23 protein-coding genes are annotated in these 24456 nt (G+C 44.9%); 12 read left to right on the top strand and 11 right to left on the bottom strand.

Annotated features, from left to right (window positions below):
• Positions 1 to 23 precede the first annotated feature (23 nt).
• Complete coding sequence (locus T494_RS0105895; protein ID WP_028505499.1) at positions 24 to 929, bottom strand: EamA family transporter; 906 nt, start codon at positions 927 to 929, stop codon at positions 24 to 26.
• Entirely contained in the window at positions 922 to 1290 is a 369-nt protein-coding gene (locus T494_RS12465) for a DUF3783 domain-containing protein (RefSeq protein WP_197021130.1), read from the bottom strand. Before T494_RS12465 ends, T494_RS0105895 begins: the two co-directional genes overlap by 8 nt.
• A 227-nt stretch (positions 1291 to 1517) precedes the next feature.
• Here T494_RS12465 and T494_RS0105905 point away from each other — a divergent pair, with 227 nt between their 5' ends.
• Positions 1518 to 3191 carry a GGDEF domain-containing phosphodiesterase gene (locus T494_RS0105905; protein ID WP_028505500.1) on the top strand — a complete coding sequence of 558 codons (1674 nt, stop codon included), beginning with the start codon at positions 1518 to 1520 and terminating at the stop codon, positions 3189 to 3191.
• A gap of 199 nt (positions 3192 to 3390) precedes the next feature.
• Here the strand turns inward: T494_RS0105905 and T494_RS0105910 are convergent, their stop codons facing one another.
• Positions 3391 to 4695, bottom strand: a complete 1305-nt coding sequence (locus tag T494_RS0105910) for a CapA family protein (protein WP_028505501.1) — start codon at positions 4693 to 4695, stop codon at positions 3391 to 3393.
• Positions 4696 to 4870: 175 nt separating this feature from the next.
• Here T494_RS0105910 and rlmD point away from each other — a divergent pair, with 175 nt between their 5' ends.
• The 5 genes from rlmD to T494_RS0105935 all read left to right on the top strand — a co-directional run bounded on the left by rlmD (position 4871) and on the right by T494_RS0105935 (position 11097).
• The gene (gene rlmD, locus T494_RS12470) at positions 4871 to 6043 is read left to right on the top strand and encodes a 23S rRNA (uracil(1939)-C(5))-methyltransferase RlmD (protein WP_051540136.1); all 1173 of its coding nucleotides are present in this window, start codon (positions 4871 to 4873) and stop codon (positions 6041 to 6043) included.
• 3 nt (positions 6044 to 6046) lie between these two features.
• Positions 6047 to 6985 carry a MoxR family ATPase gene (locus tag T494_RS0105920; RefSeq protein WP_028505502.1) on the top strand — a complete coding sequence of 313 codons (939 nt, stop codon included), beginning with the start codon at positions 6047 to 6049 and terminating at the stop codon, positions 6983 to 6985.
• Positions 6986 to 6988: 3 nt separating this feature from the next.
• Complete coding sequence (locus T494_RS0105925; RefSeq protein ID WP_037344084.1) at positions 6989 to 8152, top strand: DUF58 domain-containing protein; 1164 nt, start codon at positions 6989 to 6991, stop codon at positions 8150 to 8152.
• Positions 8153 to 8182: 30 nt separating this feature from the next.
• Positions 8183 to 10432, top strand: coding sequence for a transglutaminase domain-containing protein (locus T494_RS12475; RefSeq protein ID WP_051540138.1), 2250 nt, complete (start codon positions 8183 to 8185; stop codon positions 10430 to 10432).
• 104 nt (positions 10433 to 10536) lie between these two features.
• Positions 10537 to 11097, top strand: coding sequence for a hypothetical protein (locus T494_RS0105935; RefSeq protein WP_028505504.1), 561 nt, complete (start codon positions 10537 to 10539; stop codon positions 11095 to 11097).
• 110 nt (positions 11098 to 11207) lie between these two features.
• Here the strand turns inward: T494_RS0105935 and T494_RS0105940 are convergent, their stop codons facing one another.
• From T494_RS0105940 to T494_RS0105955, 4 genes are all read right to left on the bottom strand, one after another.
• Complete coding sequence (locus T494_RS0105940; protein WP_028505505.1) at positions 11208 to 12047, bottom strand: MIP/aquaporin family protein; 840 nt, start codon at positions 12045 to 12047, stop codon at positions 11208 to 11210.
• Between the two features lie 204 nt (positions 12048 to 12251).
• Positions 12252 to 15044 carry an ATP-binding cassette domain-containing protein gene (locus T494_RS0105945; protein WP_028505506.1) on the bottom strand — a complete coding sequence of 931 codons (2793 nt, stop codon included), beginning with the start codon at positions 15042 to 15044 and terminating at the stop codon, positions 12252 to 12254.
• A gap of 200 nt (positions 15045 to 15244) precedes the next feature.
• On the bottom strand, positions 15245 to 16234 hold the full coding sequence (locus tag T494_RS0105950) for a WYL domain-containing protein (protein WP_028505507.1): 990 nt from the start codon (positions 16232 to 16234) through the stop codon (positions 15245 to 15247).
• Between the two features lie 2 nt (positions 16235 to 16236).
• Positions 16237 to 16458: a DUF896 domain-containing protein gene (locus T494_RS0105955; protein WP_028505508.1), complete on the bottom strand. Its 222-nt coding sequence runs from the start codon at positions 16456 to 16458 to the stop codon at positions 16237 to 16239.
• Between the two features lie 375 nt (positions 16459 to 16833).
• On the opposite strand from T494_RS0105955, the gene T494_RS0105960 reads away from it, so the two are divergent.
• From T494_RS0105960 to T494_RS12480, 6 genes are all read left to right on the top strand, one after another.
• On the top strand, positions 16834 to 17172 hold the full coding sequence (locus T494_RS0105960; protein WP_028505509.1) for a sigma factor-like helix-turn-helix DNA-binding protein: 339 nt from the start codon (positions 16834 to 16836) through the stop codon (positions 17170 to 17172).
• Positions 17173 to 17175: 3 nt separating this feature from the next.
• Positions 17176 to 18510 (top strand): PLP-dependent transferase, encoded by a 1335-nt coding sequence (locus T494_RS0105965; protein WP_028505510.1) that lies wholly within the window; start codon positions 17176 to 17178, stop codon positions 18508 to 18510.
• Positions 18511 to 18592: 82 nt separating this feature from the next.
• Positions 18593 to 18916, top strand: a complete 324-nt coding sequence (locus T494_RS0105970) for a cyclic-di-AMP receptor (RefSeq protein ID WP_028505511.1) — start codon at positions 18593 to 18595, stop codon at positions 18914 to 18916.
• A 9-nt stretch (positions 18917 to 18925) separates the two neighbouring features.
• Entirely contained in the window at positions 18926 to 19927 is a 1002-nt protein-coding gene (locus T494_RS0105975) for an ATP-binding protein (protein ID WP_028505512.1), read from the top strand.
• 42 nt (positions 19928 to 19969) lie between these two features.
• The gene (locus T494_RS0105980; RefSeq protein ID WP_028505513.1) at positions 19970 to 20833 is read left to right on the top strand and encodes a stage 0 sporulation family protein; all 864 of its coding nucleotides are present in this window, start codon (positions 19970 to 19972) and stop codon (positions 20831 to 20833) included.
• A complete protein-coding gene (locus T494_RS12480) occupies positions 20834 to 21454 on the top strand; it encodes a hypothetical protein (RefSeq protein WP_051540140.1) in 621 nt (206 codons plus the stop codon).
• 46 nt (positions 21455 to 21500) lie between these two features.
• Here T494_RS12480 and T494_RS0105990 read toward each other — a convergent pair whose 3' ends face one another.
• The 4 genes from T494_RS0105990 to T494_RS0106005 all read right to left on the bottom strand — a co-directional run.
• On the bottom strand, positions 21501 to 21857 hold the full coding sequence (locus T494_RS0105990) for a type II toxin-antitoxin system PemK/MazF family toxin (protein WP_028505514.1): 357 nt from the start codon (positions 21855 to 21857) through the stop codon (positions 21501 to 21503).
• Positions 21858 to 22104: 247 nt separating this feature from the next.
• A complete protein-coding gene (locus T494_RS0105995; protein WP_028505515.1) occupies positions 22105 to 22848 on the bottom strand; it encodes an SDR family oxidoreductase in 744 nt (247 codons plus the stop codon).
• A gap of 16 nt (positions 22849 to 22864) precedes the next feature.
• Positions 22865 to 24043, bottom strand: a complete 1179-nt coding sequence (locus T494_RS0106000; RefSeq protein WP_028505516.1) for an iron-containing alcohol dehydrogenase — start codon at positions 24041 to 24043, stop codon at positions 22865 to 22867.
• A gap of 161 nt (positions 24044 to 24204) precedes the next feature.
• Positions 24205 to 24456, bottom strand: a 252-nt coding sequence (locus T494_RS0106005) for an IS3 family transposase (protein ID WP_037344113.1), incomplete at its 5' end; no start/stop codon positions are given.

The raw sequence follows: 24456 nt of genomic DNA on the forward strand, positions 1-24456 counted from the left end.
CCCCGAGTTTTCGGGGCTTTTTTTTACTGTTGTAATGTATCCGGAACTTCGGCTTCAGTGTTAACGTTTCGTTCTTTTTTGTTGTTTCTCAGGAAAACAACAAGTGCCATTGAGATGATTATTCCGTAACCGAGTATGCTCCATATGTCAGGTATCTGTCCGAACATTAAAAGTCCCAGGGCAGATGTGAAAATGATCTGTGTGTAATCGAAAACCGATATTTCCTTTGCAGGGGCGTTGGAGTAAGCCGCTGTAATGGCAAACTGTCCCCCTGCCGCACCAAATCCTGCACCGATAAGACAAAGCACCTGCCACCATTGCATATGGTGATAGCCAAAGATAAGCCAGGGGAGTGTGATAAGGCAGGAAAACCCAGAAAAATAGGCTACTATCATCGGTCCCTTTTCGCCATTTTCACCCAGGTATCTTACGCAGGTGTAGGCAAGTCCCGCACCCATTCCCCCGAGAAATCCCACAACAGAGGCAAAAAGCTCGGCGTTGGCAAAGGTGGGCTTTATTACAAAAAGAGCTCCGATGAATGCACCGCTTATGGTGAGTATATTGAAAAGCTTGAGCTTTTCTTTCAGGAAGATAAACGAGAAGATCACACAGAAAAACGGTGACATCTTGTTTAATATCGACGCATCGGAAAGAACAAGGACATCTATTGCATAAAAATTCGCTATCATTCCAAGTGATCCTGCAAATGCCCGGACAAACAGAACTGCGGAGTTTTTTCTGTTTTGACATCTGAAGGGGATCTTGTTTTTTATCATTACTCCAACTGCAAAAAATAATGCCACAAAGTTTCTGAAAAACACTTTCTGCATGGTTGGGAGCTCGCCGGCAAGCCGTACAAATGCAAACATGAACGAGAAGCTGAATGCTGAAAGGATGATCAGAATGATACCCTTGTTGCGTTTACTCACTGCCTTTGCCCCCATTCATGTATCGGTGTTCGCTCAAAAGCTCCTGTTCAAGTGCCTTCATGCTCCAGCTCCGGTTGTGGGGAGTGCATATAGCTTTAAGATCGATGCGTATTTCGCAGGCTCTCATTTCTCCAAGCAGTGCATTAAGCTCCGTGCCGTCAATGCCTGAAAATACAGCCATGGGGTTTTCGATGCTCTGAGGCGGCTGATCGGTTTTTTCAAATCCGCCGGATCCTAAAAGATACCCCAGCTTTTGTGCGCCCATGTCCGCTGATATACTTAAAGCTTTGCCGCCATGACGGGACATTATCTCGCTAAGCTGTTCTTGCTGCTTCTGTGGTATGTTAACAGTAAGTAACATCTTTTGGGGTTTTGTTCTAATTATTGATTTCATAATTGTGAAACTAAGTTCTCCTTCACTTTGCAAAGCCCTTTAAATAGGGATTTGCAGGTTTTTCCAATCCTTTTCCTTACCTTGTGATTATATCATATTACGTCATATCTGTCAATCAAAAACACTTGCAATCAAAAAGCCGATATGGTATAATTAAATTGAAAAACAGTTTGTTGTTAAGGTGGTGATCCGGCGTGGGGAAAAACCAGAATAAAAAATATGAGAGTGCAGTAGTAGCCATTGGTGTAATTATCTATATCCTTCTTCAGGTCTGTGTCATCATTTTTAATAAAATGAAAGAGCCTGTGGTGTTTGGAGGATTACATATACCTGCACAGAGCTTTTGTGGTATGTTTTCCATTGTGCAGATGGCTGTGAATATAATAATGGTGGTAATGGCAGGGAAAAAAGGCTGGCGTGCCGCCGCAGTGACCATAACTATAAATTTTATATGGATGTTCTTTATCGTGGGGCTCAAGCAGGACGGAACTGCGCTGCCCTCGCTGCCGATACTGCTGGTCAATATCGCTGTGGTCTATATCCTGTATAAAGGTCTTACAAAGATAAAGGACAACGAGCTTGCCCTGGACAGAATGGCTCATTCCGATTCACTCACATCTCTTCCAAACCGAAGAGCTTTTAACCTTGCTATCCAGAAATTTATTGAAAAAGGCGAGAAATTCGCCGTTGCCTTTATTGATATAGACAATTTCAAGAATATCAACGACACAATGGGTCACGACTACGGTAATAACGTGCTTGTTGAGATATCTAAACGCTGGAACAGTATCCTTGGGGACAAGCATTTTCTTGCCCGTCTTGGCGGCGATGAGTTTTCCCTTATCGTCAGCGGATACAGCGACAGCAGCGAGGTCAAGGCACTTGTGGAACGCTATCAGTATTGCCTGCGGGAAAAGTTTTTGATAAACGGCAAGGATTTTTACATAACCGCAAGTATCGGCGTTTCCTTTTTCCCGGATCACGCAACCGATTCCTCATTGCTTCTGAGGTATGCCGACACAGCAATGTATAGAGCGAAAAGCGAAGGCAAGCACCAGATATGTCTGTTCTCACAGGCACAGATGGAAATGATGAATGCCGATGTTGAGGGTGAGAATTTTGTTAAGAATGCTGTTAATTCACAGCGTTTCCAGACAGTTTTCCAGCCTCTGTTTGATGCAAAAAGCGGAAAACTCAAGGGCTATGAAACACTTATACGTTTCAAGGGCGTAAATGACGAGCTTATCCAGCCCTATGAATATATCCGCATAGCCGAAAAGCTGAACTATATAAGTTATATCGACAAGTGGGTCATGGAGCGTTCCATGCAGATGATGAAGGAAGCTGTGGAAGTAAACCCTGATATACTGGTTTCGGTGAATGTTTCGGTTGCCTTCCTCTTGAGCAGCAATTTTGTCAGCACAGTAAAAAGTGCCATTAAAGCCACAGGATTTCCTGCAAAGAACCTTGTAGTTGAGGTAACGGAGAATTTGTTTATCTCATCTCTTGAGGTTGCTACCGAAGTACTTTTCAAGCTCAAAGAGCTGGGAATAAAAATTGCCCTTGACGACTTCGGTACAGGCTTTGCCTCTTTGAGCTATCTGCATTCTCTGCCTATAGACATTTTAAAGATAGACAAGAGCTTTGTGGATTGCCTTAACGATGAAAACGACGATGGATTTATAACGGCGATAATCTCAATGGGTCATATGCTCAAATGCAGCATAGTTGCAGAGGGCGTTGAGACCCAGGTGCAGTACCGCAAGCTGAAGGAATACGGGTGCGACATTATCCAAGGATTTCTCCTTGGTGTACCCTCGAGCTTTGAAAAAGCAATGGAAATATGCAAGCAAGATTTGCACAGTTAGAATAATACAGACCACGGTATTTTTCAATAGTACCGTGGTTTTTTTGTTACGCCTTGATATGCTCAAAACGTATTGCAGACTATTTGCTATAAGTATTTGTAATTTTTATTTGCCTGTGCTATAATGATGATAATAAAAAGGAGCTCCGTTTCCGAAGCTCCCTAAGTTAGTTTGATTAAATACGCCTTGTTAAACAGCGTTACTCAATGCTGAGAAATTCCTTTGGCACATAGGTGTTGAGAATGTAGTTTACATAGTTACGGTTGAATCCGTCGTTACGTACAAAGTTCTTAGCAAACATCTCGTCGGTGTATTTTGCATAGGGGATTATCTGGCAGTTTGTCCAGTCGCTGTTGAATACAGTCGCCTCAAAGTGTGAGATAAGGGGGATAGCCTTGACGTTTTCAAAGGATATCTTTCCGCTGTTTTTATCCTTTACCACATCAAGCTTGCCCATAAGACCAATGACCGAGTTTTTATCGTACATGGTGTTAAGGAAGTTTCCAAGTCCGTAGTAAACAAATGCCTTTGTACCGTCGGGCTTGTCCAGATATTCACAGGTGCTCAGCGCATGAGCCTGAGTGCCGATGATAAGGTCTGCTCCCCACTGCACAAGCTTGGGTGTGATATATTTCTGCTGGTCGTTAAGCTCGTTTGAGATCTCTGTGCCGTAATGGCAGGATACCACCACCACATCAGCCATTTTATCAGCCTTTTGTACCTGAGCCTTTACCTTTTCCTCTTCCTTTAGTCTGATGACCACAGCCTTTGCGTCGTCGGGAAGGTCAATTCCGTTTGTGTGCTCCATATAACCAACAAATGCGAACTTGATACCGTTGACCTCCATGGTCTTTATGTTGTCACAGTCAGCCTGGTCTGCGTAAGCACCGTAGTGGAGTATGCCAAGCTTTGACCAGTAGGAAAGGGAATCCTGAAGAGCAGCCTCACCCTGGTCAAAAACGTGGTTGTTGCACATGGACACAACGTTGAAGCCAAGACTCTTTATCTTGTCGGCATTGTCCTTTGGTGTTGCAAAGCAAGGGTAAGTCCTTGCAGGAACAACGTCTGTGACAATGGTTTCCTGGTTGATAATGTTGATGTCACCGTTTACATAGCTCTCGATAGGCTTGTAAGCGTGGTCGAAATTATACTTGCCCTTTTGTCCCGAATTTCTTTCCGCTTCAAGATAAATATTATCGTGGATAAGGTTGTCGCCAACGCAGGTCAAGGATACCTTGTAGCTTGGTTCGGGCTTGTTGGGGTCAGCTTGCGAGGAGCTTTCCTCTGTGGAAACTGAGCTGTCCTTGTCCTGACCTGAAGCATCGCTGCTGTCCGGCTTGCTTTCCGGGGGATCTGCCTTTGAATCCGCAACAGAGGAAGAGCTTGAAACGGTGTCGTTTTTCTGTATCGGATCGGGATTAATGTCTGTCCCGCAGCCTGATGCCGAAAGAGTCATAATTATAACACATACCGCAGCAGTAAGCTTTGTCTTTATGTTTTTCATTTTACTTTTTCTCCTTTCACATAATCAAAACCTTAATCATTCTACCACATATGGGAAGAAAAATCAATCACATTTTTACGCTTTAAACATAAACACCATATTTACGCCTTTTTGTTGACATATTATGCACTAAATGTTATAATAAAACGATAAATAAAGTGTTACAGAGGTTGAAATGACAGATAATAACAATAATAGAAAACAGTACCGCAGATGTCCTTGTTTCAAACGCTGCGGAGGGTGCCAGCTGGATATGCCCTACGAAAAGCAGATACAGTGGAAACAGGATAAGGCGATCAGGATGCTTTCGGGATTTTGTAAGGTGCACAGCATAGCGGCTATGGATCCACCCTACAATTACCGCAACAAGGTCCAGACTGTGTATAAGCTTTCCGGCGGCAGGGTAGCCTCGGGAGTGTTCCAGTCCTCAAGCAGAAGCGTGACATTTGTGGATAAATGCAGCCTTGAAGATAAGCGGGCATGGGAGATAATCGGTGCTTTGAAAAAGCTTTTTACAAGTTTCAGGATAAATCCCTATGACGAACGCACAGGAAAAGGCTTGCTGCGCCATACGCTTATAAGGATAGCTGACGGCACAGGGGAAATAATGGTCGTGCTGGTGACAAAGGGACCAATACTTCCTGCAAAGCGCAATTTTGTCAGGGCACTTTTAAAAGCTTGTCCCGATATAACCACAGTGGTGCATAATATCAACCCGGACAGAATGCCTCTGACACTTGGAGAAAGAAATATCGTCCTTTACGGCAGCGGAAAGATAACGGACGAGTTGTGCGGATGCAGATTTATAATATCTCCCGCATCATTTTACCAGGTCAACCCGGTGCAGACCCGTGTGCTTTACGATACCGTGGTCACAGCCGCAGACATAAAACAGGGTACCAGGGTGCTTGATGCCTATTGCGGAGTGGGAACTATCGGTATCATCTGCGCAAAGCAGGGAGCAAGCGTTGTGGGCGTTGAGAGCAATAAAAGTGCAGTGAAAGATGCCGTCACCAATGCAAGGCTTAACAAGTTGGATAACATAAGCTTTGTATGCGCCGACGCAACGCAGATGATGGGCGAGCTTGCCTATAGAGGCGAAAGCTTTGATGTTATTATAATGGACCCGCCAAGAGCAGGCTCCACACAGGAGTTTATAAGTGCCGTGGCAGCTGTTTCACCCAAAAGGGTGGTGTATGTTTCGTGCAGGATAGAAAGCCTTGAACGGGACCTGAAGCTTTTTCGCAAACTTGGTTATAAAGCTCAGCTTATACAGCCCGTGGATATGTTCCCCCATACTACAGGGATAGAGACAGTTGTTTTACTAAAAAAAGCAAAGGAGAGTTAATATATGGACGAGAGGATAGCAAAGCTTATTGAAAATATCGAGAAGGTAATTGTGGGCAAGACCGAGCCTATAACCAAAATAATTACCGCAATGCTGTGCGAAGGTCATGTGCTTATCGAGGACGTGCCCGGCGTGGGTAAGACTCAGCTTGTATCTGCCCTTGCAAAAAGTGTTGACGGAATATTCAACCGTATTCAGCTCACTCCTGATGTAATGCCCTCGGACATCGTTGGCTTTTCCATGGTGAACCAGGTCACAAGAGAGCTGGAGTATAAGCAGGGCGCAGCAATGTGTAACTTTCTGCTTGCCGACGAGATAAACAGAGCCTCGCCGAAATCCCAGTCAAGTCTGCTGGAGGTCATGGAGGAGCATCAGATATCCATAGACGGTAATACCCATGTGCTTCCGACTCCGTTTATGACACTGGCTACCCAGAATCCTGTAGAGACCTATGGTACCTACCATTTGCCCGAAGCGCAGATGGACAGATTTATCATGAAAATATCAATGGGTTATCCCGCTTATGAGGACGAGCTTCGCATAATGGAAAACGGCGAGCACAGCTCAAACAGATCCAAGGAGATAGAGCCTGTGATGACCACTCAGGACATCTCAAAGCTTATCGACGAAGTGAAGCAAGTCAAGGTCGCTGCTTCTGTGAGAAAATATATCCTTGATATAGTTACCGCAACAAGAGATAGCCAGTACGTAAGACTTGGCGTTTCCCCTCGTGGAAGTATCGCTCTTCTGAGGACCTCAAAGGCGTATGCCTACGTAAACGGCAGAAGCTATGTTGTCCCCGACGATGTTAAGGCTGTAATGAGCGAGACACTTTCCCACAGGATAATTCTTTCACCAAAGGGCAAGAGTGCCTTTGAAAGCAACGAGCAGGCTTTGGAGGGCATCTCCATGACTGTAACAAGTCCCGTGGAGGCGGAGTAAATAGTGTTTAAAAATCTTGTTAATTTTATTGTCTGCCTTGCGCTGGGTGTGCTGTTGAGTGTTTATGTCAGCGGCATAGGAGGACTGTTCATAATAATCCTTCTTTGTCTTGCGTTTATATTCTCGGTTATTCTGGTGATAGTATCAAAAAAGACGGTAAACGTTGAGGTAACACTATCTACAAGCATTTCAAGCAAGGGCGAACAGATGGAAATGGAGATACATATTTCCAAGACCACAATACTTCCAACTTCCTTTATCCAGCTTACCCTTGTGATGACTCCTAACGTTTCCACCCGGCATATAAAACAGTTCAAGTTCATATCCGCACGCCGATTCGGTGACGTTATAACAATACCTATTACCACTGAGCTTTGCGGCGCAGCAACAATAGGCATAAGCGAGATAAAGCTGCTTGATTATATGGGTATAGTCACTTCGGAGGTCGATGTTAAGGATAAGGACAAGCTTTCGGATGTGGTAAGAATAATGCCTGAGCTGCGTGATACAGGTATGCAGGCGGAGGTCATAAAGGCAACCTCCGAGAATTTTTCCTATAATGACGACGAGGAAGAGGAGTCCAACGAATCTGCGATCGGACTTACCGGAGTCGCAGGCTATGAGCATAGAAAATATGAAGTGGGCGACCCGCTAAAAAGGGTAAACTGGAAGCTTTCCTCCAAAAAGGACGAGCTTATGGTGCGCCTTGACGATAAGGTGGTTACCGCTACTCAGGACTTTATCCTTGACTATCCCGTTAATCCCACTGCCGACAGAGCGTATTATGAAAACGCAGATAAGATAATCGAGGCAAGCCTTGCCATGCTTTCAATGCTTCTTATAATGGGCTATGAAAGCAACTATACCTACTTTGAAAACGGAACATGGCAGACCGTTGAGGTTGCAGACGAAAGCGGACTGGTCAGCTTGCAGGAAGCACTTGCCGCAATCAGACCTGCCCCTGTCATGAGCCGCAATGAAATAATAGAAAATGCCGATGACCGTGTAATATGCTTTTGTACCTGCCTTTCAAATATGCACGGGGAGATCTCAACTTATTCGCTGTCCAAAGGATGCTCCCTTGCAGTTACAGAAAAAAGCGGCATAGGCAAGATATGTCCCAATGTCTGGAAGATAAACGACGAGTTTGAGTTTATCCGTATTTAACCCTTATACCTTTTTCCGAGGGAGGAAAAAATGCAGTTTTTAAAGAAACATAAAAAGACGATAGAAATATTTTTCACCAAGTATTTTCTTGCCATGGCTCTTTGCTATTCGGTAATGAGGCTGATAATCGTACAGTATTTCACAACCGATGTGCGTATGTACAGCCTTATAAGCCTGGCGTTTATGTCTTTGCTGTTGTTTACCTATGAGAAGATAAAAAGAATAAAGCTTGTCAGAGGTATTATATTCCTTGTGATAGGCGGTGCGCTGATACTTGTCTGCCGGCTGCTTCTGACAAGAGGATTTGACCGCAGCGGAGTCTGGTTTATGAACTGGTTTTACGTTTCCAGCGCAGAAGCAGGACAGGTAGGAGAGTACTCTGCCACAGTGCTGATATTCTTCAGCTTTTTCCTGGTTTCCATCGTCTACTACTTTTCCGTTATCCGCTTCAGAGCCTCAGGTCTGATGCTGGCTGTTCTGCTTCCGTTTATAATTTACGGAAAGCGTGCCCAGAGCATTGACGGGATCGACCTGGTGTTTATGATAACAGTGTACCTTGCTTTGGTTATCCACGGAAAGCTGTCTGCGGACGATGTTAAAAAGGACACGGTCTTCAACTACTCCTATGTTATCGCAAGCCTGGTGTTCGTCACGTTTGTTGGCATGGTCACAATGTTTGTCCCAAAGCCTCAGGTGACTTCCTATCTTGAAAATAACAGGAACTTTTTTGACCTGCGTATAAACAGCAACCTCAGTGCATTTTCAAGCCTTAATGACGAGTCCTCCGACCGATTTGGCTCCAATGCCGTTGGCGAGGTGCTGTTCAAGGTCAGGACCAATTCATCCGATGATCTGCTGCTTCTGCGCAGACAGTCCTTTGATGTTTTCAACGATAAGGAAAGGTGGGTCACAGACCGGAATATCTCCGGAGAAATGGAGTCATACGGAAGTGCGTCTGCAAACCCCATCGGATCTGCAAAATCCTATTTTGATATAATGAAAGATACTGCGTCAAAGCTTGATCTGACCGATGCTCAGCAAAAGGCAAGTCTTGATTTCTTTAACACTGCAGATCTATACACTCAGAACGATTTGCGGTATATTAACCTTTCCTACGAGGAAAACTTCTCCCCAAGGTATGTCTGCGCCGAGCTGAATATTGATGACGCAAACAGGAATAATTCTCCTCAGGTTTATAAGACCACCCATTCGGAGACCTATTATAATTCCGGCGGCACTTATTCCTCTGTGACATATTTATATTATCCACAGAAGCAGTCTGTGGTGGATTTTGCAAAAAGCCAGCCATATGATACACAGGGATTTGTCAAGATACTTGACCGTGCGCTGAAGCAGGGAGCTATCCGCCCCCAGAACTATGCTGCCATCACAAGCACAATAGATACCTTTACAAATAAGGATTATTATAAAATATCCGAAAGAATGGCACAGCTCGCACTGGATATCACCAAGGACTGCAAAAACGATTATGAGAAAGCCCAGGCGATAGTAAATTATTTTGCCACCAACGGCTTTACCTATGACATGGATTATATCCCACCAGATGAATCAATAGACTATTTTATGTTTGAAAGCAAAACAGGTTCCTGTACAAGCTACGCCACAGCAATGGTGCTTATGGCAAGATATGTGGGAGTGCCTGCAAGATACGTTGAGGGTTTTGCCGCATTTGAAAAGGACACAAACGATGATTCCGTCTTTGTGGTCAAGGATACCAACGCCCATGCGTTTGTAGAATGTTATATCCCGGCGGTGGGCTGGATGTCATTTGACCCAACTGTGCCGGAATATATGCGTGTATCCTCTGCTTCCGGCAACGCAGCGGGGATAATAAGCGACGTTGCAAAGATACTTGGCAGAATAGCTCTTTTTGCAGGTGTGCTGTTTGTTATCGTGTTTATTATCCTGCTTGACCGTATAGAGGAACGGGTATTCCGTGTAAGACTGCATTTCAAAAACAGCAGCGAAAAGCCGATACTTGTTTATCAGCATATTATTAAGCTTATGAACAGAGTAAGAAGCAGCAGGCATTTTGAAGGCTACACCCCACACAGACTTGAGGAATATGTAAGAACCGAGCTGAAGGGAGATATCGGTTTGATAGTTGAGCTGTTTGAAAAGACCTGTTTCGGCGGAATAGAACCCACGGAAGAGGAGTTTAAAATGGCGTATGAGCAGTATAAACACAACTGGAAATTGCTTGCCAAAGGTAAGCGAGTTGCTAAAGAAAAGGGCGTAAAAGCTGTGCAAATCTCCTAAAATAAGCCCGGAATTGTAAATAAAATATAAAAGCTCTTGACAACAAGGAAAAAAAGATGTAATCTATGTTTACTTATCACCCTTGTTGGAAGGAGGAACCTTTTATGGGACTCACGCAGCTTGTATCATCGCTGCTTGCGCTTAATAACGATCACAGCAGATCACGTGGATCAAAGCGCATCTCGCTTGTAAGACACCCTCGTCAGGGAAAAGAGCCTGATATCAGTCAGACTACTACCGTCAGTGAGCCGCAGTATACAGAAAGCACAGCTATCATAATCGATACCAGGATGCACTATGCGATGAATGTCTCAAGAAATATTGAAAGGTGCGTTTTTAAGCTCCTCAATGGGAACGCAAAAATAGAGCCTTTTAAGGAATACTTCAAAGCAAGGGACAGATACTATTCTGACAGTGACGTTGATGAGATAGCTAACAGTAAGGACTACCGTGACATAGTCCGCTATCTGGTTGATGAGGCTTATGGAGAGGCATATATCTTTGTAGAGAAAAACCATTCCGGAAGACTAAGAGTTTATGCCCAGTTCCGCAGATTTGACGATGAGGCTGTGGGACAGTTTTCCTCTGATATGCCTAACTTTACAGATATCACAAATTACTATAAGCCCGGTGAGGTCACCTTCGGAAGAATAAAGAGAGATTAAATTATTTCAGCCCCCGTTTTCCGGGGGCTTTTTTATGCCTTGCTTTCGGGGAGATGACACAAAAAAAACTCGCAGGAAATTACCCTGCGAGCTTTGTGTTTTTTTACAGATCATCTGCGCTTTTTATTTTTGTTGTTATTGCTGCGGTTCTTGTTCTGATTGTTATTGGTCTTTGGTGCAGCCTTTTCAACTGTTGTCTCTGCGCTTGCAGCAGCCACAGCCTTCTTTACGGGAGCATCATCATCCGCAGTTTCAGACTCTTGTTTTCCCTCTATTGCAGTGTAAACGATAGCTGCAAAGATAGCGCCCAGGAACGGAGCAACTATAAAGATCCACAAATCACCGATAGGACCTGAAGTTCCTGTGATAGCTGCAACAACTGCCGGACCAAAGCTTCTTGCAGGGTTTACAGATGTGCCTGTAAGTCCGATGCCGAAGATGTGAACGAAGGTAAGGGAAAGACCGATCACCAGTCCTCCGAAGGAACCGTGCTTAGCTCTCTTGGATGTAACGCCCAGGATCGTAAGAACAAAAACGAATGTAAGCAGGAATTCAACTATAAGACCGGAAACAACGTGTCCGTGAACACCTGCAAGCCCGTTAGAGCCGTATGCACCTGTTCTGTCTGTTACCTGACCGAACTCAAAGATGCCGCAAAGTATGCCTGCACCTGCGAATGCGCCAAGGCACTGAGAGATAACATATCCGAAGAATTCACCGATCTTCATTTCGCCTCTTGCGAGGAATGCCATGGAAACAGCCGGATTGATATGACAGCCGGAAACATTTCCGATGCAGTAAGCCATTGCCACAATGGACAGACCGAAAGCGAGAGCAGTAAGGATATAACCGCCGCCGTTATCCGAGTTACAACCAACCAGCATAGCAGTTCCGCAGCCGAAGGTCGTCAAAACCAATGTGCCAATAAATTCTGAAATGAACTTTCTCATATTTTCTCTTCTTTCCGCATATAGCATTTTTAGGACAAAATATCCCGAAAATAAGTATAACACGTTCTTTACAGATTGTCAATAAATTATAATAAATATTTGGGGACTGAAACTATTTTGTGAATAGTATATAAATATACTACCACTGTTTATGTAAAAAAACAATAGGCTCACGCCGTCTGCATGAGCCTATCAACTGTCGATCTATTCTGTCCGCAAAGCGATAACAGGGTCTTTCTTAGCTGCCACTCTGGATGGCATAAGTCCTGCAATAAGGGTAAGTATAATACTTATTCCCACAAGTATCACCGCACCAAGCACAGGTATGGAAGCCCTCATGTTTACGTCCGTAACGCTTGCGATCACCATATTTATCGGTATGGTCAGCAGGTAGGAGATACCTATTCCCAGCAGACCTGCGGACAGTCCCACAATGACCGTCTCTGCGTTGAACACATGGGAGATATCCTTCTTTGAAGCACCGATGGCTCGCAGGATACCGATTTCCTTTGTCCTTTCAAGAACAGAAATGTAGGTTATGATACCTATCATTATTGAAGATACTACCAGGGAGATGGCTACGAATGCAATAAGAATATAGCTTATTGCGCTGATAATATCTGTTATGGACGACATCATAAGTCCCACATAGTCTGTGTACTCGATAGCGTCCTTTTCGCTGCCGTCGCTCTTGGCATCCTCGTTGTATTTTTTGATGATATCAACTATCTTTTCCTTTGATTCAAAGTCCTTTGGATAGATATTGATAAAGCTTGGTTTTTCCAGCTCTGCGTACCCGAGTACCGACATATTCTTGTCGTATGTGGAGTCGGAAAACTTGTTGTCATTGCCTTCTTTCTGAGCCTTCTGATACATTTCCATACGCTCTTTGGTAATGTCCTGCAAGAGCTTCATCTGCTCCTGGGTAAGGGATTGCATATATTTCTTTTCAGACTCTGTCATAAGAGATCCCGACTGCTGATCGCCGCTCATTGACGACATATCAAATCCCATACCACCCTGAGCTCCGGACTGCTGCTGTGCAAGCATCTGTTTTTGCGCCTCAGTGATCTTGTTCTTGCTGTTTGTACCGTCACCGAATTTCAGTCCTGTGAAAACGTCAACATCCTTGTTTGCCAGCTGTTCCTTGACGATCTGGCTGTTTTGAACTCTGTCCACAAGATAAGTAGCAAGCTCGTGTGTATATCCGATATTTCCGTTTATAGAAGCCGCCGCTGCATCTTCGTTAGGTCTGATTACACCAACGACCTTTATCTCCGGGGCAGCATCAAGAGCTTTTTTCATAAACTCTTCATCCGAGGATCTGTCCACCCATATGCTGCCTTGCTTTTCGTATCTGTCGGTCGGTGCAAGAAGCTTGAAGCGCAAAGCCAGCATTTCGTCATAAGTATAGCTCTTCTGACCTTCGTCAATATCCACCTTTTCGCCGGACATGACCTTTACAACGATATTTTCCAAGGGCTTTTTGTCCAGCCAGCCAAGGGTGTACAGCACATAGTCATGCAGCTCGTTGTTCTTGTCAACTACCAGCACAACCTCGTCGTATTTCTCGGGGAATTTTCCTGCCAGCACATCATACTGTTTCTTGATAAGCTCCTTGTTGTCTATCATCTCACCGAAGATATCCGTGTTCTGTCCGCCGAACATAGAGCTGCTCATTCCGGACATACCTTCCATATCCGAGCTCATACTGAACATCTGACCCAGACCCATATATTCACCTACGGTTGAAGGGTGGACCTGTTCAATGCCTTTTGATGTATCCTTGTTGTAGATGTAAGGCTTGGTGGAGTAGGAGTACTGAATGCTTGTAATGTACTTTTCGATCTCCTTGTTATTGTCAAGAAAATCCTTGAACTTTTCAAGGTTGTTTACCTTTGTTTCCTGCATATATGTGCTTATGAGCTTGCCCATACGGTTCTGGGAATAGACCTTATCCTTGTCGTGATCGACTTCATTTGACTTTCGCTGGTCAGCCATAAGCTTCATCATGCTCTCGGTGCTGGTGGTAGTCTTTGTGATAGTCAGAGGATAGCTTGAAAGCGTGTCGCTCTGCACCTGGTCGATATAGACCTGTACACCGTTTGAAAGAGAGAGTATGAGAGCGATACCGATAATACCTATGCTTCCTGCAAATGAGGTAAGGAAAGTTCTTGCCTTTTTGGTAAGAAGATTGTTTTTTGAAAGGGAAAGGGCGGTAAAAAAACTCATCGAAGTTTTGAGCTTCTTTCGTTCAGCCTTAGCAGCTTTCTTTGCAGCCCTCTTGTCCAGCTTTTCCTTCTCCTCAGGCTCAGGACAGGTGAACGGGTCGCTGTCGTCAACGATCTCACCGTCCAGCAGCTTGATGATCCTTGACGAGTATGTCTCTGCCAGCTCCGGGTTGTGGGTCACCATTATAATAAGCTTATCCTTGGAGATGTTCTTCAGTATCTCCATGATCTGCAGGCTGGTTTGTGTGTCAAGAGCACCTGTGGGTTCGTCGGCAAGAAGGATATCAGGGTCATTTACCAGAGCTCTTGCGATAGCCACACGCTGCATCTGTCCACCGGACATCTGGTTTGGCTTTTTGTTAAGCTGGTCACCGAGTCCAACTTGCTCCAAAGCTTCGGTCGCTCTTTTTCTGCGCTCGGACTTTGAAACACCCGAAAGCGTCAAAGCAAGCTCAACATTGGATAGAACCGTCTGATGAGGGATAAGGTTGTAGCTTTGGAAAACAAATCCCACCCTGTGATTTCTGTATGAGTCCCAATCAGCATCCTTAAAGTCTTTTGTTGACTTCTGATTGATAACAAGATCGCCCGATGAATACTGGTCAAGACCGCCGATAATATTCAGAAGTGTGGTCTTACCGCAGCCCGAGGGTCCAAGAATCGACACGAACTCGCTGTCACGGAAGTCCATGCTGACGCCCTTGAGTGCTTCTACCGTGGTATCACCGGTCTTATAGTTTTTGCATATCTTTCTTAAACTAAGCATTAAGCCGCTCCTTTCCTTGACATTATAAACTGCCTACTAAGTATAACATATTCGGGTATCATTTATCAAGTGCTTTTTAATATTTTTTATATTTTACTTCAAACAAAAAGTCCGGCACAAAACCGGACTTTTCCCTATAAGCTTTTTATCTTTTGCTCGTTTTCTGTTTTTTACACAAGCTATAACAACGTTCAAAAGTGTTATTCATAATGCTTTCTTATCTCATCAAGGGTCTGTTTGGCTTGTTCCACCACGTTTTCGGGAGCAAGCACCCTGGCTCTTTTACCGAATTTGAAAAGCCAGCCCCAGAATGTGGGGGAGATCTGAACTTCAACGTTTATGTAGAAGGTGTGGTCTGAGTTCTGAGTACAGATTATCTTTTCGCCGAATCTGTCGATAACAGTGGAAAGAAGTCCGTTTTCAAACTCAAGGGTAACTTTTTCGGTTTTCCCGCCGTACATACTGTAAACAGACTGATAATTGTTTACCTCGGTCTTTTCCTCCGGTGTAAGCTCACGGCGCTTCTCACCTTCGTTGACCCTGACATTGGTCATTCTGTCTATTCTGTAACGGCAGATCTTTTCGTGCTTGTTGCAGTAGCAAACAAGGTAGTAATTATCCTCCTCCCAGACGGTAACGAAAGGTGATACGGTGTATACCTCGCCGTCGTGCTTGAGGATCTTTTTCTTGTTGAAGTTGTAATCGTAATACTGGAAGGAGATAGTCTTTTTCTCAAATATTCCTTCCTGGACCTTGTTGAGATTGTAATATACAGCCTCATTCATAGCTTTTGAACGGTTGTTTACAAAAACATCACGCTTGAGCTGTTTAGCTTTGTATTCGCTGGTCAGCCCCTGGATCTTTGCGATAAGCTCCTGTGACTTTTTCTTTGTCAGGAATCTGCAGGAAGCTATTGCATCTACAAGAACAAAAAGCTCCTCATCCTGGAAAGTCCTAGCTCCAAGGTAGTAAGCGTTGGAGTGACCGTCCTTAGTGATCTCGATGTCCATACCGCTGTCGCAAAGGGTCTTTATGTCATCGTAAATAGTTTTTCTCTCTGCCTTGATGCCATATTGTCCCAGTATTTCTATAAGTCTGTTTCCGGTAATGGAGTGTTCATCGTCGGTTTTTTGTTCAAAATACTGCTTCATGGTCAGAAGTTTCTGCTTCTGCCTTGATAAACCTGCCACCTTTATGATCCCTCCCCACTGTGCTTAAGATCCTTTACCATGATCCTTGTGCCGTCGGCACGGAGTATCACGGTGTTATCAAGCTGTGCGGTGAGATTAGCCACCACACCCTGACGATACTCGTCCCTGAGAACTTTACGTTCAGCCTGTTCGGCATCGGTCAGCTCTCTTGAACGGGAAATCGCCGTAAGCTCAGACAATCTGTCAAGCTTCATCTTCTCCATAATTTTTACACTTCTCCTCTTAATGGGTGAGCACAACGACACACCATGATCCCCACCACAGAAAGTAAAAGGGTGACTTACACAATATCACCCACGTGTCCGAAAAATATCACTTTGTCCCCACAGCGTTTTTATTATATATATCTCTTTATCTTGGTGTACAACAAATTGACCTCTTTCGGTTACAAGTGACATTATATCACACAATTTCTCAAAATTCAAGTGCATTTTGTACAAACTGTCCGATAAAATTCCCTTAATACGCCCTTATCGTAATTATCTTGTGTTTTCACTTGAAAAAAGCACAAGATGTGGTATAATATAATAAAAATAAATGGAAATTTAAATTGTAAATTTTTTATTAAGGACGTGGAAATGCTTAAAATGAAGGGAAGAACAGCAGGCTATTCAGATATAGACCGCTATGTGCGTGATAATATATTTGCGGATCGTGATACGGACAGGGGAGCATACCCCGATAAGGTCAGAGAGCTTCACAGGGCGATATTTGAAAGTGCCACGGCAAAGCAGCGAAGATACATAATAATGTACTATATGAAAAACATGACCATGGAGCAGATAGCAGATCGCTGCGGTGTGGCTAAGTCCACCGTTTCACGAACTATTGCCCGAGGCAGGAACAATATACTGCGTGCCATGAGGGCGGATGAGCTTGCAAAGCTGCTTGACCGGGACAGAAACAGGGAGGTATGATGGTTGTCTGCACCAATAAATGATTTTGTGAAAAAATACATTCAAAGCGATACTGTGCGTTTTCATATGCCGGGGCATAAAGGCTGTACTTTTCACGGCTGTGAAGCCTATGATATAACCGAGATAAAAGGAGCGGATTATCTCTATCAGGCGCAGGGTATTATTGCCGAAAGCGAAAGGCGCACTGCTGCCTCATTCAAAACGGCAAAGACTCTGTTTTCCACCGAAGGCTCCAGCCAGTGTATAAAAACCATGCTGGGGATAATAAAAAGCGTGATCGGTGATAAAAGACTGAAGATAGCTGCTCCGAGGAACGTGCATAAGGCTTTTATCGACGGATGTATCCTTCTTGATGCGGACGTGGTATGGCTGTATCCCTCTGAGCCAACACCGGGAATTTGCTGCTGCGATATTACACCCGTACAAATAGAAAATCTGCTCTCACAGGACAAGGATATAGACTGTCTTTATATCACAAGCCCGGATTACCTGGGAAATCTTGCGGATATAAAAGCGATAGCTGATATAAGCCACAGGGCAGGCGTGCCTCTTGCGGTTGACAACGCACACGGATCATATATGGCTTTTCTTGATGATAATACCCACCCCATCGCCCTGGGTGCAGATATGTGCTGCGATTCGGCACATAAAACACTGCCATGCTATACAGGGGGAGCGTATCTGCATTTCTCTAATAAATCACCGGATAGTTTTTTGAATAATGCAAAAAGTATAATGTCCATGTTCGGCTCAACAAGCCCCTCGTATCTTATACTGCAAAGCCTTGACCTGTGCGGTGAAATGCTTGCGTCGGGGGAGTTTGCCAAAAAGCTGGCGCACAGCACCGCTATGGTCCGAAGCTGTAAGGAAAAAATAGAAGGGTACGGCTGGGTCCTTTGCGGTCAGGAAAAAATGAAGATAACAGTCTGTGCAGCAAAGTGCGGATATAACGGCTGTGAGCTTGGGGATAAACTGCGTGAAACGGGGATCGAGCCGGAATACTGCGACGGTGAGTATGTAGTCTTTATGGCTGGTATATCCAATACACAAAATGATTTTGATAAGCTTGCCGCAGCCTTTAAGACGCTACCTGTTAAACCTCCCATTGATGAGCAGATTCCCGGGTTGCTGCCTGCCGAAAGCAGACTTTCAATGCGCCGTGCAGCCTTTTCGCATTCACAAAGCGTTGATATCCATAGTGCCGTGGGCAGGATCTGTGCATTGACCGTTACAGGCTGCCAGCCCTCTGTCCCCGTAACAGTCAGCGGTGAGGTGGTCAGCGAAAACGCCGTAAAGCTCCTTGAAGCCTGCGGAGTTGAAAAGATAAATGTGCTTTAAGATTTTTGCGTCAAAAACTTTACTTTTGCCGCCTTTTGTGGTACAATGATCACAGTGTTTTACATAAGTTAAGGAGGATAATATGAAACTTGTTTATGCTATTGTAAACAGCGACGATTCATATGCTGTCAGCAAAGGACTTTCCAAAGCAGGTATAAGAGCTACAAAGCTTGCCAGCACAGGAGGCTTTCTTTCAAAGGGTAATACCACCTTTATGATATGCTGCCAGGATGAACAGGTGGACGATGTGGTGGAGATATGCAAGAGCTTTTCTAAAAAAAGAAAGCAGACCGTACCTGCATCTGCTGTCCTTGAAAGGGACTATGCCTTTGCAGAACCCGTGGAAGTTACCGTCGGAGGAGCCACTATTTTCGTTACCGACATACAGCGCTTCGAGCAGGTCTGATAAGGGAAAATGGAACTTAGATTTTACGGCAACCGTGAGCCGCTTGAACTGATAAGGAGAATGGTCTGCAAAAACAGAGAACAGCGGTCTATCCTTATCCATGGCGAAAAGGGACTGGGAAAAAAGCATCTTGCAAACTATATTGCTGCCGCCTATCTTTGCCAAAGGCATGACGGCGTGCCCTGCGGAGAGTGTAAGTCCTGCCGCATGATAATGCACGGCACACACCCGGATATTATCAAGGTGAGCGCAAATGCCAACGGGAACTACATAATCGACGAGTCAATAAGACCTATCGTTTCCGACAGCGCAGTAATGCCTAATGAAAGCAGATATAAGGTCTATATCATACCCGACCTTGATAAATCGGTGAACACTCTTACCGCTGTGCAGAATATCCTGCTGAAGCTTATCGAAGAGCCCCCCGAGCACGTTGTGGTCATACTCACAGCAAGGAGTAAAGAGATATTTCTGCCCACGATCATTTCAAGAACACTGCCTCTTGCAGTCAGCAGTGTCAGCGAGGCGGAAAGCGAGGAGTATCTGAAAAGTGCCTATCCTCAGCTGTCTGTTAAAGATATACTTCTGGCAGTGGCAGCAGGCAGAGGCAATATCGGCAGGTGCAAAGCCTATATCGAAAGCGAGGACTTTGCCGGCTGCGTAAATGCAGCAAGAGAGCTTTGCGATACTGTTATATCGGCTGATGAGTATAAGATACTCAAAGCGCTTTTTGCCGTTGACGGAAAGAAACAGGCTGCAAGGCAGACTCTTGAACTGTTTGGAGAAATAGGGGCAGATGCTTGTTTGTACCATGTCGGGACTTCGTCTGCTACAGCTTATGTAAGCTGCTATGAGCAAGGTGCCCAGCAGCTTGGAAATATCCTCTCGGCAGCAGGGGGGGCAGAGCTTTATGATGCCGTGCTTGACTGTATCGGCAGGATAGATGCCAACTGTAATCTTTCCCTTACCCTCAACAGTTTTGCCGTAAGACTTTCGGATATCGTCAAATAACAGCTGAAGGCTGGTCTATATATAAACAGAAAGGAATAGTTTATGCTTAAAATAATCGGAGTACGATTTAAAAGTGTGGGCAAGGTATATTACTTTGACCCTAAGAATTATAAGCTCGCCATTGGCGATAAGGTTATCGTTGAAACCGCACGGGGAGTGGAGTGCGGAGAGGTGGCAATGGTGGACAAGGAGATAAATGAATCTGCATTTTCATCTCCCATCAAGCCAATAATCCGAGCTGCCACAGAGGACGATCTGAAACGTATCGAGAATAATAAGCAAAAGGAAAAGGATGCTTTTAAGATATGTCAGGATAAGATAGCTGTGCACGGCTTGAAAATGAATCTTATCGACGTTGAGTGTACCTTTGACAACAATAAGATGCTGTTTTATTTTACCGCTGAAAACAGAGTGGATTTCCGTGAACTTGTAAAGGACCTTGCCGCCGTGTTCAAAACCAGGATAGAGCTTCGCCAGATCGGTGTCAGAGATGAAGCGAAAATGCTGGGCGGACTGGGCATATGCGGACAGCCCTTCTGCTGTTCAAGATTTCTCGGAGACTTCCAGCCTGTGTCAATAAAAATGGCTAAGGAGCAGGGTCTGTCCCTTAACCCGACAAAGATCTCAGGCACCTGCGGAAGACTTATGTGCTGCCTGAAATACGAGCAGAATGCTTACGACGACCTTTTGAAGACCACACCCAAGCAGGGTGCTATCGTAAAGACCACCAGCGGCAGGGGAGTAGTCGAGGAGGTCAATTTGCTTACAGGAAAGCTTAAAGTCAAGCTTGACAACAACGATACCGTGACCACCTTTGATAAGTCCGAGGTGGAGGTAATAAAGGACAGTGTCATTCGTGTTGACAGAAACGAAATGAAAGCTTTAAAATCATTGGAGGATCAGTAAATGCCGTCTTTTCCCATACATCTTGTAGTTGCGGATATGTTGAGCGATGAGCTTGAAATAGTCTCAAAGCCGGATTTTTTCCTGGGCTGTATAGCTCCCGACAGCGTTAATCTCACAGGCTTTGCAAGTCAGGAGATACGCTACGGTGCACATATCCGAAGCGTTGATTATGATATCTGGAAAAAGCAGCTGGCAGAGTTTTATAAACAAAACCTTGACAGGTTCAAAGAACATCCCGACTATCTTAAGGGATATGTTTTTCATTGCGCCACCGATATCGCATGGGATGAAGCGGTGCAGCCGCACCTGTTTGCATATCTTCAGAAGGACGGCAAACTCAGCCGTGAACAGATAACCAAGCTGAAGTGGGAGGAGCTTTTCCGGTTCAACAGTATGGTCATCGGGCTGGACAGCTTTAAAAACTCTGTGTGCCTGCTTGAAAAGGCAGAGCCTATGGATATTGCCACAGTCAGCGTACAGCAGGTGCAGCAGTATCGTGATTATGTGGTCAACGACTATAAGGATAAGATAAGCACCCAGCCACCCGGTTTTTTGTGCATGGCTCATATCACCGCCTGCACACAAAGAACACAGGAGCTTTTCCGGGAACTGATAAAATAATAAATAAGCTTTGGTCGCCTTAAAAGGCAGCCAAAGCTTTTTTGTTTTATATATTTGCACCGCCAAGCCCGAAACTTACGGACAATGCAGAGTCCACCGCACTCATGGAGCCATTGTCCAGCGACCCCATTTTTTCACGCAAACGCCTTTTGTCAAGGGTACGTATCTGTTCCAGCAGAACCACAGAATCCTTGGCAAGTCCGCATTTTTTGCTGTCAAGCTTTATGTGGGTGGGGAGCCTTGCCTTTTCCTGCTGACTGGTTATGGCTGCGGCTATGACCGTGGGGGAGTGACGGTTACCCACATCGTTCTGAACGATAAGTACGGGTCTCAACCCTCCCTGCTCGGAGCCGACCACAGGACTCAGGTCTGCATAATATATCTCACCTCTGTGAACAGTCAAAACAAAACACTCCATTCTAAAGTGGTCTGTGAAGTATCTTCACACTATGATTATTCCCGTCTGTAATTGTTTTAAACACAGCGGGACAGTTTTTTGCCTTGCTGTTATTATAGTATGTGAGATGTATCCCCCTTGTTAATCCTCAAGCATTACACTTTATATTCTCAGCTTACTGATGCCAACGGCAGCAAAACTTGTTTTAAAAAGTTTCTGCCCGTTCATTCATCAAGCATATGATATACCGGATTTAATATGGCGCAGGTATTTGTTCGGCGGCATTTACGGCAGTCTGCAGATCCATGCCGGAAAACTCCTGAGCTCTGAAAAGCCTGCCTGACAACTTATCTTGGGTCAGCACACCGACTATGATTCCGGGGAGAGCGCTTTCAGGTGAATTCGGTGCTTTTTCGCCCCCGAGATCCGTCCTGCACCAACCCGGATCCACCAGATTGATACAAACGTCGGTACCGTTTACCCTGTGTCCCAGGTCAATAGTTATCTTGTCAAGCGCAGCCTTGCTTGCGGAATATCCTGCCTGTTCAGGCTCCAGAGCGATACCGCTTGTGGTGTTCACGATTCTTCCGAAGCCTTTTTCTATCATCTTGGGCATAAAGTGATAGCAAATAACCGCAGGCGCAATGGTGTTGATGTTGAAGCTGATGATGAAATCATCAACAGGAGTGGAGAAATACTCGGTGCGGTAGCCTATCTGAAGTCCTGCATTGTTGAGAACTATGTCCACATCGACACCGAAGGAGTCAATCTCTTTCAGCATAGCCTTGACAGTGTCTATGTCCGAAAGCTCGCAGGCAACAGTCTTTGTCTGAATGCCAAACTGTGCCAGCTCATCGCATACCTTTTGTGAGCTTTGCATTGTCCTGCTGTGAACGATAATGTTGCAGCCGAGCTTAGCCATTTCCGCAGCTGCAAGTCTGCCAAGCCCTCTGCTGGCACCGGTTATAAATACCCATTTGTTTTTAACGTTAAGCATGATATACCTCCCGATCTTATAATTCAGCGTTTGCCGCAATGGTCAGGATCTTGCATACATCATCCCTTGACAGATCCACAAATCCTTTTCTTACGCCATTTATCTTCATGTTGTCAGCCAGCGTGGGAATATCCTCCTGCTTTGCACCCAGTTCTTTAAAGTTTATCGGCATACCGATGCGGTGAAGGAAGCTTCTGAACGCCTTGATGCCTGCAACGGCGGTGCTTTCAGGATCTTCAAAATCCATTGAACATCCGAAAACTCTGGTTGACATCTGTGCAAATCTCATAACATTGTGCTTGTATACAAATTCCATCCACGCAGGCATTACAACTGCAAGACCTGCGCCGTGAGCACAGTCGTAAAGTCCGGAAAGCTCGTGTTCGATGCCATGGCTGTTCCAGTCCTGACTTCTGCCCACACCAACTATGTCATTGTGAGCAACGGTGCCTGCCCACATGATGTTAGCCCTTGCCTGATAATTGTCCGGCTCAGCGATAACTCTCGGTACTTCCTTTATCATGGTGAGCAAAACTGCTTCGCAAAGTCTGTCGGTTATCTCCACCTCAGGGGTGTTTGTAAAGTATCTTTCAAAAACGTGAGCCATAATGTCTGTTGCTCCGCAGGCAGTCTGGTATGCGGGCAGAGTACAGGTGAGCTTTGGATCGAGAATGGAGAATTTAGGTCTTATAAGATCGCTTGTAGTACCTCTTTTCACCATGCCGTCCTCTTTTGTGATTACCGAAGAAGGGGAGCCTTCGCTGCCTGCTGCGGAAATGGTCAGAACGGTCGCAACGGGAAGAGCTTTGGTTATTGCAGCCTTACCGCAGTAAAAATCCCAGAAATCTCCGTCGTAGCAAACACCTGCTGCAATGGCTTTTGAGCTGTCGATCACCGAACCTCCGCCAACAGCGATTATAAGATCAACGCCTTCTTTTTTGCATATTTCAATTCCCTTGTAAACCAGGGTATCCCTTGGGTTAGGCTGAACGCCGCCAAGCTCTGTGTGAGGAATGCCTGCCTTGTCCAGGGACTCTGTCACCTTGCCCACAAGACCGGATCTGACTGCCGAGCCTGAGCCGTAATGCACCATGACCTTAGTTGCACCGTACTTTTTAGCAAGCTCGCCGCATTCGTTCTCCCTGTCCTGTCCGAAAACAAAATGAGTGGGACTGTAAAAATCAAAATTCTCCATAAATACGCCTCCTTAAACAAGATGTAAAATAATGTTCGCCTTTTCGTTTGGTTATAAAAACAGACCGGACCATTCCGAGATTGAACTGACCCCAAAAAGTTAGACAAACTTTTTAAAGAAAAAATATGCAAAGCGACTAAGAGAGATCTTGGTCGCTTTTGTCATGCGGCAGCGAATTTGTATTCAATAGGTGACATACCATCAAGCTTAAGCTTGATGCGCTTTGTGTTGTACCACTCTATGTAAGCGTGAAGCTCGGATATGAAGTGTTCTATTGATGTGAATTCTTGTAAATACAGCAATTCTGTCTTGAGTAATCCGAAGAAGTTTTCTGCACAGGCATTATCAAGACAGTTGCCTTTTCGTGACATACTCTGTCTTATGCCTTTATCTTTGAGCATTTTCTGGTAATG

Origin of the sequence: Ruminococcus sp. FC2018, assembly GCF_000621805.1 — a bacterium.
Taxonomy (GTDB): Bacteria; Bacillota; Clostridia; order Oscillospirales; family Ruminococcaceae; genus Hominimerdicola.

What these genes read in the sequence shown, in the direction of transcription:
- rlmD (WP_051540136.1), top strand. Translation starts at nt 4,871, where the DNA reads ATGACAGATAATAACAATAATAGAAAACAGTACCGCAGATGTCCTTGT.
- T494_RS0105940 (WP_028505505.1), bottom strand. Translation starts at nt 12,047, where the DNA reads ATGAGAAAGTTCATTTCAGAATTTATTGGCACATTGGTTTTGACGACC.
- T494_RS0105960 (WP_028505509.1), top strand. Translation starts at nt 16,834, where the DNA reads ATGCTTAAAATGAAGGGAAGAACAGCAGGCTATTCAGATATAGACCGC.
- T494_RS0105945 (WP_028505506.1), bottom strand. Translation starts at nt 15,044, where the DNA reads ATGCTTAGTTTAAGAAAGATATGCAAAAACTATAAGACCGGTGATACC.
- T494_RS0105955 (WP_028505508.1), bottom strand. Translation starts at nt 16,458, where the DNA reads ATGGAGAAGATGAAGCTTGACAGATTGTCTGAGCTTACGGCGATTTCC.
- T494_RS0105975 (WP_028505512.1), top strand. Translation starts at nt 18,926, where the DNA reads ATGGAACTTAGATTTTACGGCAACCGTGAGCCGCTTGAACTGATAAGG.
- T494_RS0105970 (WP_028505511.1), top strand. Translation starts at nt 18,593, where the DNA reads ATGAAACTTGTTTATGCTATTGTAAACAGCGACGATTCATATGCTGTC.
- T494_RS0105995 (WP_028505515.1), bottom strand. Translation starts at nt 22,848, where the DNA reads ATGCTTAACGTTAAAAACAAATGGGTATTTATAACCGGTGCCAGCAGA.
- T494_RS0105910 (WP_028505501.1), bottom strand. Translation starts at nt 4,695, where the DNA reads ATGAAAAACATAAAGACAAAGCTTACTGCTGCGGTATGTGTTATAATT.
- T494_RS12480 (WP_051540140.1), top strand. Translation starts at nt 20,834, where the DNA reads ATGCCGTCTTTTCCCATACATCTTGTAGTTGCGGATATGTTGAGCGAT.
- T494_RS0105920 (WP_028505502.1), top strand. Translation starts at nt 6,047, where the DNA reads ATGGACGAGAGGATAGCAAAGCTTATTGAAAATATCGAGAAGGTAATT.
- T494_RS12465 (WP_197021130.1), bottom strand. Translation starts at nt 1,290, where the DNA reads ATGTTACTTACTGTTAACATACCACAGAAGCAGCAAGAACAGCTTAGC.
- T494_RS0106000 (WP_028505516.1), bottom strand. Translation starts at nt 24,043, where the DNA reads ATGGAGAATTTTGATTTTTACAGTCCCACTCATTTTGTTTTCGGACAG.
- T494_RS0105980 (WP_028505513.1), top strand. Translation starts at nt 19,970, where the DNA reads ATGCTTAAAATAATCGGAGTACGATTTAAAAGTGTGGGCAAGGTATAT.
- T494_RS0105935 (WP_028505504.1), top strand. Translation starts at nt 10,537, where the DNA reads ATGGGACTCACGCAGCTTGTATCATCGCTGCTTGCGCTTAATAACGAT.
- T494_RS12475 (WP_051540138.1), top strand. Translation starts at nt 8,183, where the DNA reads ATGCAGTTTTTAAAGAAACATAAAAAGACGATAGAAATATTTTTCACC.